Source organism: Pseudomonas sp. PVC-5-1, from assembly GCF_057444345.1.
Genome location: NZ_CM172024.1, coordinates 4,891,200 through 4,901,110, shown reverse-complemented (window position 1 = coordinate 4,901,110; position 9,911 = coordinate 4,891,200). Strand labels below are relative to the sequence as shown.

Below are 9,911 nucleotides of genomic sequence, written 5' to 3'. Positions count from 1 at the left end.
CAGCCCGTGCCAATCACCGTGGTGCCTGCTTCGCGGGCATGCCCGCTCCCACAGGGATCGCATTAGATCCGCGCCGTTCCTACAAGCATGCGGCCATGTGCTATCGTTGCGCCGATATCGGAAAGGGCCTTAAGAGATTTCCCGCATGAACGTGGCCGCAAGGCGAGTGACGAGCTGTGTGCTTTCGCTATTGCTGGCCGCCCTGTTCCTTTCCGCAGGCCCGGCCCAGGCAGACTCCGCCATGACTGCCGCCCAGGTGCAGCAGCGTGCCAAGGCGGTCACCCAGGTGGTGCTGGGCATCTTCAGCTACGCCCGCTGGCCCGTCGAACCTTCGCCCTTGCGCCTGTGCCTGGTCGGCCCGACCGAATACGCCGATGACCTGATCAAAGGCCATGTGCAGGAGTCTGGCCGACCGCTGCAGGTGCGGCGGCTGCTGGCAGACGATAGCCAGGTCGCCCAGGCCTGCGACGCCATCTACATTGGCAAACTCGACCAGGGCCAGCGCGACCGGCTGTTCGAGCGCGTCAGTGGCCACCCGGTGCTGAGCATCAGCGAGGCAGACGACCCGTGCACGGTCGGTAGCCTGTTCTGCTTGCGGGTCAGCGACCAACAGGTAGCCTTTGAAGTCAACCTGGACTCGGTGGCACGCTCCGGCGTGCACATTCATCCCAGCGTGCTGCAATTGTCGCGGCGCCGGGCGGTGCAACCATGAAACCAACCCGCAAGCGCGGCGTGCGCCCGACCCTGCGCTCGGTGCTGGGCCGTGGCCACCTCAGCGTCGCCTTGCTCGCCGTGGGCCTTGCCGGCATATCCCTGACCCTGCTGGGCGTGCTCGCCTTGCGTGTCTACGCCAACGACAACCTGCACCTGATCGCCCGCTCGATCAGCTACACCGTGGAAGCGGCGGTGGTGTTTGACGACAGCGCTGCGGCCAATGAGTCGCTGGCGCTGATTGCCAGTACCGAGGAAGTGGCCGAAGCCAGGGTCTTCAACAACGAAGGCGAGCAGCTGGCGCATTGGCAGCGCAGCGATACCGGCGTGCTCGCGCGGCTGGAGGCGCAGGTGGCCACCGCCTTGCTGGATGAGCCGATCAACCTGCCGATCACGCACCAGCAACAGCAGGTCGGGCGCATCGAGCTGGTTGGCCAGGGGAGAAGCCTGTTGCTGTTCATGTTCAGCGGGTTGGCCGGCATTCTGTTCTGCACGGTGCTCAGCGCCCTGGCTGCCCAGTACCTGTCGCGGCGTCTGCTAAGCGATATCGTTCGCCCGCTGCGTGGCCTGGCCAGTGTTGCCCACGCCGCCCGCCGCGAGCGCAGTTTCGACCGGCGCGTGCCGGAGGCGCCGATTGCCGAGCTCAACGAACTGGGCAATGACTTCAACGCGCTGCTGGATGAGCTGGAGGTATGGCACAGCCACCTGCAGAACGAAAACCAGACCCTGGCCCACCAGGCCAGCCATGACAGCCTGACCGGCTTGCCCAACCGCTCCTTCTTCGAAGGGCGCCTGAGCCGCAGCGTGCGCAATGCCGAACGGCAGCAGGATCACCTGGCGCTGCTGTTCCTCGACAGTGACCACTTCAAGCAGATCAACGACACCCTCGGCCATGCGGTGGGCGACGAAGTGCTGATCAGCGTGGCCGACCGCGTTCGTGCCCAGCTGCGCGAGCACGACCTGGTAGCGCGCCTGGGTGGCGATGAGTTCGCCGTGCTGCTGACGCCTTTGCATTCGCGCCAGGACGCCGAGCACATTGCCGAGAAGATCGTTGCCAGCATGAAGTTGCCGGTGCAGCTGGACAGCGGTCGCAGTATCGCCACCTCGTTGAGTGTCGGTATTGCCTATTACCCGGATGACGGCGCCGACCCCGTCAGTCTTCTGAATGCCGCCGATGCGGCGATGTACCAGGCCAAGCGCAAACGCCGTGGCCATTGGCAGGTGGCGCAGACGGAACGGTCCGCCAGCGAAATCAAGAACAGGAGTTGAACCCGTGATACAGGCTTTGCGTTTCCCCCTTTGGGCATTGTTGCTCGCCGTGCTGGCGCTGACCGGCTGCCAGAGCGCTCCGCCCAAAGGCCTGACCGCCGAGCAGATTGCCGTGCTCAAGCGTGAAGGCTTTACCCCGACCGACGAAGGCTGGGCCTACGATTTGTCCGGCAAGGTGCTGTTCGGCAGCGACCTGGACAACCTCAACAGCCAGAGCCAGGCGATTGTCGAACGCATTGGCAAGGCACTGCTCGGCGTTGGCATCCAAGGTGTGCGGGTGGATGGGCATGCCGACTCGTCCGGCAAGGTGGCGTATAACCAGCAGCTGTCCGAGCGCCGCGCACAGAGCGTTGCCAAGGCGCTGGTCGGGGTAGGCATGCCGGCGCAGAACATCCAGTCCCGCGGGCTGGGCAGCAGCCAGCCGGTGGCGAACAACCGCACCAGCGCCGGGCGCACCGAGAACCGGCGGGTGTCCATTGTGGTGGCTTCCTACTGACCACAGCCTCCCAGGCCAGCATATCCGCGTGTAGGGGCGGGCTTGCCCGCGAAGCAGGCAACGCGTTGCCTGGCACCGGCTGCGCCGGTGTTCGCCGGCAAGCCGGCTCCCACAGTTACAGCACCTGTCTTGAATCCAGCACAGTACCTGTGGGAGCGGGCAAGCCCGCGAAGCAGGCGACTCGGTGTCTGGCACCGGCTGTTCCGGTGATCGCCGGCAAGCCGGCTCCCACAGTTACAGCACCTGTCTTGAATCCAGCACAGTACCTGTGGGAGCGGGCAAGCCCGCGAAGCAGGCGACTCGGTGTCTGGCACCGGCTGCGCCGGTGATCGCCGGCAAGCCGGCTCCCACAGTTACAGCACCTGTCTTGAATCCAGCACAGTGCCTGTGGGAGCGGGCAAGCCCGCGAAGCAGGCGACTCGGTGACTGGCACCGGCTGCGCCGGTGTTCGCCGGCAAGCCGGCTCCCACAGGTACAGCGCCTGTCTTGAATCCAGCACAGTGCCTGTGGGAGCGGGCAAGCCCGCGAAGCAGGCGACTCGGTGACTGGCACCGGCTGCGCCGGTGTTCGCCGGCAAGCCGGCTCCCACAGGTACAGCACCTGTCTTGAATCCAGCACAGTGCCTGTGGGAGCGGGCAAGCCCGCGAAGCAGGCGACTCGGTGACTGGCACCGGCTGCGCCGGTGTTCGCCGGCAAGCCGGCTCCCACAGGTACAGCACCTGTCTTGAATCCAGCACAGTGCCTGTGGGAGCGGGCAAGCCCGCGAAGCAGGCGACTCGGTGCCTGGCACCGGCTGTGCCGGTGATCGCCGGCAAGCCGGCTCCCACAGTTACAGCACCTGTCTTGAATCCAGCACAGTACCTGTGGGAGCGGGCAAGCCCGCGAAGCAGGCGACTCGGTGTCTGGCACCGGCTGTGCCGGTGATCGCCGGCAAGCCATTTCCACAGGTGCAGCGCCTGTCTTGAATCCAGCGCAGATCTTGTGGGAGCTGGCTTGCCTGCGATCGAGGGCGCAGCCCTCGCCAGGGCCATCTGCCTGTAAGAAATTTCCGAACCTGAAGCCAATTGCTTCAGTTCACCTCACATGGCGAATTATCCTACACGCCAGTCAGAAGCCGCCACATAGGCGGGGAAGTCCTCCTGAGATAACGTCCTTGGGTCGCCTTTCCAGGTGACCGGGCTTGAGACCCCGAAATTCATGAATTCGCACCGCTCATGGCGGTTGTGCGCGGCCCGGCCTCGGCCGGGCCGGTACTCATGTCGTTCAGGGGAACTCTATTATGAAAAAGCTCGTCTCCGATCCACACGCCTCAGCCCTTCTGCAACTCGACCCACCCAATCTCTCACTTCAAGATCCTCCGAGCATAGAAGAATGTGATCAGCTGCTCAGTGCTCTGATTCTTACCGTGGATCACACCACTACCGTACTGATCGACAGCGGCCCCGGCCTTATACAGGACGCCATGGGCATGAACATTCGCCTACTGTGTCGAGCAATTCACGCTCTGACGGACCACACCAGCACCCGCATCAGGGAGCAATGATATGAGCGATGATCCAAGAAACTCCTCGACAGCGGGTATGGAAACCTTCGATCTGTTCCGCTTGCAGCCAAACGTGCCATTCAGCCATGCCTTCACGCATTTGTCTGTGCTGCTTGGCTGTATTCGCCACCTCACGACAGAGGCAGAGATGGAGAATGACCGGATTGCAGGCAGTGCCGCGCGCATTCTCAGTGAGATGGCGAAAGCGTTGATTGATGATATGGAGCTAGGAATGTCCAGAAGAATGAGCTGAAGGGATAGGGCCGCGACGCGGCCCTTGCTCAAGTGACTGGCACCGGCTGCGCCGGTGTTCGCGGGTACGCCCGCTCCTACAGGTCCTGCGCATGCCTTGAATCCGGCGCAGACCTTGTGGGAGCTGGCTTGCCGGCGATGGGCTACGCAGCAGCCCCTCATTCCTGAGCAAAGCGCATCTCCCGCGTCTCACCCATCAACAACGGTGCATTCGCTTCCGTCACCCCGCGAATGTAGTCCCAGAGCAGCGTAATCCGCTTCAACTTCCTCAAATCCTCCCGGCAATACATCCAGAACTGCCGTGTCACCTCGATCTCCTCCGGCAACACCGTCACCAGCCGCGGGTCCTGCGCCGCCAGGAAGCACGGCAAGATCGCCAGCCCACGCCCCTGTAACGCTGCCGTGTACTGCGCAATCACGCTGGTACTGCGCAAATGCGCGCTGGCGCTGGGGATCAGGTTGGCCAGGTACAGCAGCTCCGAACTGAACGCCAGGTCGTCCACGTAGCTGATGAACGGGTGCCTGGCCAGGTCCGCGATCTGGTTGATCGGTGCATGGCGGTCCAGGTAGTCCTGGGTCGCGTACAGCCGCAAGCGGTAGTCGCACAGCTTGCAGCACACATAAGGCCCATGCTCCGGCCGCTCCAGGGCGATGACGATGTCCGCCTCGCGCTTGGACAGACTGATGAAGTGCGGCAGCGGCAGGATATCCACCGAAATCGCCGGGTAGGCATCGACGAAGTGGCTTAGCTGCGGGGTGACGAAGAAGCTGCCGAAGCCTTCGGTGCAGCCCATGCGCACATGCCCCGACAACGCCACGCCCGACCCGGATACCTGCTCGCAGGCCATGTGCAGCGTGCTCTCGATCGACTCGGCATAGCCCAGCAAGCGCTGGCCCTCGGCGGTGAGGACAAAGCCGTTGGTCCGGGATTTCTCGAACAGCAAGGTGCCCAGCGCCCCCTCCAGCGAGCTGATGCGCCGCGACACAGTGGTGTAGTCCACGCTCAGGCGCTTGGCGGCGCTGCTGGCCTTGCGCGTACGCGCCACTTCAAGGAAGAACTTCAGGTCGTCCCAGTTGAGCGCGCTCAGGGATGTGAGGTCTTTTTGCATGATGATCCGGTTTTTTTGTGCGTTCTTGTTGGATGTTTGCACATCTATACTCGAAACAAGCCTCAGGACGCCACCTCGCGTTTGCCCGGCAATGGCGATCTCGTCCCGACAATAATTCCAAGGAGAACGCAGATGAACGCACCGCAATCCCCTAACCAGACCAAAATCGAGCAGGTCAAGCTGCTGATCGACGGCCAATGGGTCGAGTCCAAGACCACCGAATGGCGCGACATCGTCAACCCGGCTACCCAAGAGGTGCTGGCGCGCGTACCGTTCGCCACCGTCGAAGAAGTCGACGCAGCCGTGGCCGCTGCCCACCGTGCCTTCCAGACCTGGCGTAACACGCCGATCGGCGCGCGCATGCGCATCATGCTCAAGCTGCAGGCGCTTATCCGCGAAAACACCAAACGCATCGCCCAAGTCCTCAGTGCCGAGCAGGGCAAGACCCTGGCCGACGCCGAAGGCGATATCTTCCGCGGCCTGGAAGTGGTCGAGCACGCCGCCTCCATCGGCACCCTGCAGATGGGCGAATTCGCCGAGAACGTTGCCGGCGGCGTCGATACCTACACCCTGCGCCAGCCGATCGGCGTATGCGCTGGCATCACCCCGTTCAACTTCCCGGCGATGATCCCGCTGTGGATGTTCCCCATGGCCATCGTCTGCGGCAACACCTTCGTGCTCAAGCCGTCCGAGCAGGACCCGCTGTCGACCATGCTGCTGGTCGAACTGGCGCTGGAAGCCGGCATACCGGCTGGCGTGCTCAACGTGGTGCACGGCGGCAAGCAAGTGGTGGATGCCATTTGCACCCACCAGGACATCAAGGCGATTTCCTTCGTCGGCTCCACCGAAGTGGGCACCCACGTGTACAACCTGGGCAGCCAGCACGGCAAGCGCGTGCAATCGATGATGGGCGCCAAGAACCACGCGGTGGTGCTGCCTGATGCCAACCGCACGCAAACCGTCAACGCGCTGGTCGGTGCCGCCTTCGGCGCAGCGGGCCAGCGCTGCATGGCCACCTCGGTGGCTGTGTTGGTGGGCAAGGCCCGTGAATGGCTGCCGGATATCAAGGAAGCGGCCAGCAAGCTCAAGGTCAATGCCGGCTGCGAGCCAGGCACCGATGTCGGTCCTGTGGTCTCCAAACGCGCCAAGGAGCGTGTGCTGGGCCTGATCGAAAGCGGCATCAAGGAAGGCGCCAAGCTGGAACTCGACGGCCGTGACGTCACGGTACCGGGCTACGAGCAAGGCAACTTCATTGGCCCGACCCTGTTCTCGGGCGTGAAGACCGACATGCAGGTTTACACCCAGGAAATCTTCGGCCCGGTGCTGGTGACCCTGGAGGTCGACACCCTCGACGAGGCCATCGCCCTGGTCAACGCCAACCCGTTCGGTAACGGTACCGGCCTGTTCACCCAGAGCGGCGCGGCAGCGCGTAAGTTCCAGAGCGAAATCGACATCGGCCAGGTCGGTATCAACATCCCGATCCCGGTACCGGTACCGTTCTTCAGCTTCACCGGCTCGCGTGGCTCCAAGCTCGGCGACCTCGGCCCGTACGGCAAGCAAGTGGTGCAGTTCTACACTCAGACCAAGACCGTCACCGCCCGCTGGTTCGATGACGACAGTGTCAACGATGGTGTGAACACCACCATCAGCCTGCGCTAAGGAGAGAGTCATGCGTATCGCATTCATTGGCCTGGGCAACATGGGCGCACCCATGGCCCGCAACCTGATCAAGGCCGGGCACCAACTGAACCTGTTCGACCTGAACAAGGCTGTGCTGGCCGAGCTGGCAGAACTGGGCGGGCAGGTCAGCCCGTCGCCCAAGGACGCGGCGGCCAACAGCGAGCTGGTGATCACCATGCTGCCGGCTGCTGCCCATGTGCGCAGCGTGTACCTGAACGAAGACGGTGTGCTGGCGGGCATTCGCCCCGGCACTCCGACCGTGGATTGCAGCACCATCGACCCGCAGACGGCGCGTGATGTGTCCAAGGCCGCAGCGGCCAAGGGCGTGGACATGGGCGATGCACCGGTGTCCGGTGGCACCGGCGGCGCGGCGGCAGGCACCCTGACCTTCATGGTCGGTGCCAGCACCGAGCTGTTTGCCACCCTCAAGCCGGTACTGGAGCAGATGGGCCGCAACATCGTGCACTGCGGTGAAGTCGGCACCGGGCAGATCGCCAAGATCTGCAACAACCTGCTGCTGGGTATCTCGATGATCGGCGTGTCCGAGGCCATGGCCCTGGGCAACGCGCTGGGCATCGACACCAAGGTGCTGGCCGGCATCATCAACAGTTCGACCGGGCGTTGCTGGAGCTCGGACACCTACAACCCGTGGCCGGGCATCATCGAAACCGCGCCGGCATCGCGTGGCTATACCGGTGGCTTTGGCGCCGAGCTGATGCTCAAGGACCTGGGGCTGGCCACCGAGGCTGCACGCCAGGCGCATCAACCGGTGATCCTGGGGGCCGTGGCCCAGCAGCTGTACCAGGCCATGAGCCTGCGCGGCGAGGGTGGCAAGGACTTCTCGGCGATCGTCGAGGGTTACCGCAAGAAGGATTGACGAGCGAGGACTTTATCGCGGGCCGGGCGGCCTTCCCTCTGTAACTGCGCACCAGAGGGGAGGGGGCCCGTACTGCGATGTTTTTTGAGCATTATTTAGGCAAGGGGGGTAAGTAATACATGAAAATTCCCAAACCAAAAAATGCGATAGTCAATATCAAAAGCGAGGAGCCTATGAAGATTAGGAGGGTCTTGATTTTTGAAGGTAGATTATTTATTTCCTTGATGTCAATGAGGTTTTTTCGTGCATAGATTTTAGGAATGAGCAGTATGAATGATATATTCGTTAGTCGAAAGAATTTTCCCATCAAGCCAGCATGTAGCCAGAGTTTTTTTTCACCGGTTATTGCATTGCAATTTAATAAAAGTCCTTCAATGTAATCAATTTTGCGATGAGCGATATATATTGTTAATGCCAGGTTCAAGAAAAGTAAAGTTGTGACTGTCATGCTGTAGACTAAAAAAATCCAGTGCATGATTGTCATTTTGCGACTGCCTCGTATAGAAGTTCCCCAGCCCAGGCGCCTGCTTCATTCCCAAATTTTCCGCCTGCCATTCCCCCCACTGTACCGCCGAATATCCCACAAGCGAGTGCTCCGGTTCCACCTGTCGCTACGCCAAACACCACGCTGCAAGCAGCACCAAGAATAAGCTTGCCACTGGCTGCCCCAGCAGTAGTACCCAACAAACCCAAGGTTAATGAACTAACCTCGACATACTGCGCCTTTTTGCATTCCTCCTCGCGTCCGAGCGTACAGGCTTTATGTATCTCCAGGCCCGTGGCAGCGACGTCTAATGCAATCCCTACATACGTTCCTTTCTTGATCAAATTAGCAGCCGTCGCCACGCCTGAGACTTTGTTGGCATATCCTGCAATCTCGCCGGTATGCAAATAACTCTTTGTGGATATCCCCAGCGTCCTTTTGATCGAGCCCTTGTTCCTTATCCCGGAACCGTAAGCCGCCAGCTTGTTCAGCTGCTCATCCAACTTCATGAACAAGACGGCACGCTTTGCATAGAACTGATCGCGAGCCTCCATGGCCCCTGACCCGAGATGCTGTTGATGCAGCTTCTCGATATCCATCAAGGTGGCCTCGATAGCTTTCAGGTGCTTGCTCCACCCTTCACTGACTACACCAGCGCCCACAGATGCATGCGCGATGAGGCTCTTCAAGGTCTCGAAATTGTCCAGGAAAAAGTTATCCACACCTTGGCCGTTGCGCATCAGCCCCATGTGCGCAATCGTCGCCTGTCTCATCATCCAGGCTTCCTGGCTGGTGCAGGAAGCCGTGGTGGGATCGCCGATGATGATAAGTTCACCGCTACGGACCACAGTATTGGCGATGTGCGAATTCAGCACGTCAAACTTTTCCAGGGAATGACCGGTCAGCGCCAGGTCGGATTTCAGCCTATGATAGTTTTGCAGCTTGAGATTGAGAAACGCCCGGGCTTCAGACATAGCCTTGTCCTTACGCGTATTTCTTGTTGCCGATCCGGTCCCAGCCGCCGGCGATATTGCCGCCACCGGCGCCATCAATGCGCCGCTGCTGGGTATAGGTGGTCTTGATCCGGCCGTAGTTGAGCTGCACTACTTCAAGCGGTACGCCGGTGTCCACGCTCTGCGAATATTCGGCGATGATCACTTCCTCGAGGATTATTTCGTAGTACTTGAGTTTGTCACCACCCGCGCGGCAGAGTGCCAGTTTCACTTCCTTGAGGTGCTGCCCGGTGCAACTGGCTTCCATCAGTTTGCAACTGGCACTGTCGAGGTATTTGGTGAAAGTGAAGTTGGTGACAGAGGTACGGCCGGAAGTGGCTCCGCCAGTAGAACTTGCAGTGGCAGATGTGCTTTGGCTGACGCCGAAATCGTAGCCAAGCACTTCGATCCATTTACTGTATTGCGCGTCCAGTGCTTCACCTGGAATGTTGTCGATCTGAATGTAGGCGTCGAAAGCCATGTTTTCTTCTCCCTGAC

10 protein-coding genes are annotated in these 9,911 nt (G+C 61.2%); 7 read left to right on the top strand and 3 right to left on the bottom strand.

The genetic code is table 11. The features are described from left to right. Nucleotides 1-145: 145 nt before the first annotated feature. The 5 genes from yfiR (at nucleotide 146) to AC2T3R_RS22435 (ending at nucleotide 4,272) form a co-directional block, all read left to right on the top strand. Complete coding sequence (yfiR, locus tag AC2T3R_RS22455; RefSeq protein WP_123085736.1) at nucleotides 146-712, top strand: regulatory sequestration protein YfiR; 567 nt, start codon at nucleotides 146-148, stop codon at nucleotides 710-712. After that, a complete protein-coding gene (gene dgcN, locus AC2T3R_RS22450) occupies nucleotides 709-1,980 on the top strand; it encodes a diguanylate cyclase DgcN/YfiN (RefSeq protein WP_486744283.1) in 1,272 nt (423 codons plus the stop codon). Before yfiR ends, dgcN begins: the two co-directional genes overlap by 4 nt. A 4-nt stretch (nucleotides 1,981-1,984) precedes the next feature. Beyond that, nucleotides 1,985-2,476 (top strand): outer membrane lipoprotein YfiB, encoded by a 492-nt coding sequence (yfiB, locus tag AC2T3R_RS22445; protein ID WP_486744281.1) that lies wholly within the window; start codon nucleotides 1,985-1,987, stop codon nucleotides 2,474-2,476. 1,279 nt (nucleotides 2,477-3,755) lie between these two features. After that, nucleotides 3,756-4,019 (top strand): hypothetical protein, encoded by a 264-nt coding sequence (locus AC2T3R_RS22440; protein WP_085720972.1) that lies wholly within the window; start codon nucleotides 3,756-3,758, stop codon nucleotides 4,017-4,019. 1 nt (nucleotide 4,020) lies between these two features. Next, entirely contained in the window at nucleotides 4,021-4,272 is a 252-nt protein-coding gene (locus tag AC2T3R_RS22435; RefSeq protein ID WP_410953173.1) for a DUF3077 domain-containing protein, read from the top strand. Between the two features lie 157 nt (nucleotides 4,273-4,429). On the opposite strand, the gene AC2T3R_RS22430 is transcribed toward AC2T3R_RS22435, so the two are convergent. Beyond that, the gene (locus AC2T3R_RS22430) at nucleotides 4,430-5,380 is read right to left on the bottom strand and encodes a LysR family transcriptional regulator (RefSeq protein WP_039613063.1); all 951 of its coding nucleotides are present in this window, start codon (nucleotides 5,378-5,380) and stop codon (nucleotides 4,430-4,432) included. Between the two features lie 132 nt (nucleotides 5,381-5,512). Between AC2T3R_RS22430 and AC2T3R_RS22425 the strand changes: the two genes are divergently transcribed. After that, nucleotides 5,513-7,039, top strand: a complete 1,527-nt coding sequence (locus AC2T3R_RS22425; RefSeq protein WP_410953172.1) for a CoA-acylating methylmalonate-semialdehyde dehydrogenase — start codon at nucleotides 5,513-5,515, stop codon at nucleotides 7,037-7,039. A gap of 10 nt (nucleotides 7,040-7,049) precedes the next feature. Further along, on the top strand, nucleotides 7,050-7,937 hold the full coding sequence (gene mmsB / locus AC2T3R_RS22420; RefSeq protein ID WP_015271823.1) for a 3-hydroxyisobutyrate dehydrogenase: 888 nt from the start codon (nucleotides 7,050-7,052) through the stop codon (nucleotides 7,935-7,937). A gap of 480 nt (nucleotides 7,938-8,417) precedes the next feature. Here mmsB and AC2T3R_RS22415 read toward each other — a convergent pair whose 3' ends face one another. Then, nucleotides 8,418-9,395 (bottom strand): hypothetical protein, encoded by a 978-nt coding sequence (locus AC2T3R_RS22415; RefSeq protein ID WP_247846565.1) that lies wholly within the window; start codon nucleotides 9,393-9,395, stop codon nucleotides 8,418-8,420. A gap of 10 nt (nucleotides 9,396-9,405) precedes the next feature. Further along, entirely contained in the window at nucleotides 9,406-9,894 is a 489-nt protein-coding gene (locus tag AC2T3R_RS22410; protein ID WP_023663075.1) for an Hcp family type VI secretion system effector, read from the bottom strand. Between the last annotated feature and the right edge of the window lie 17 nt (nucleotides 9,895-9,911).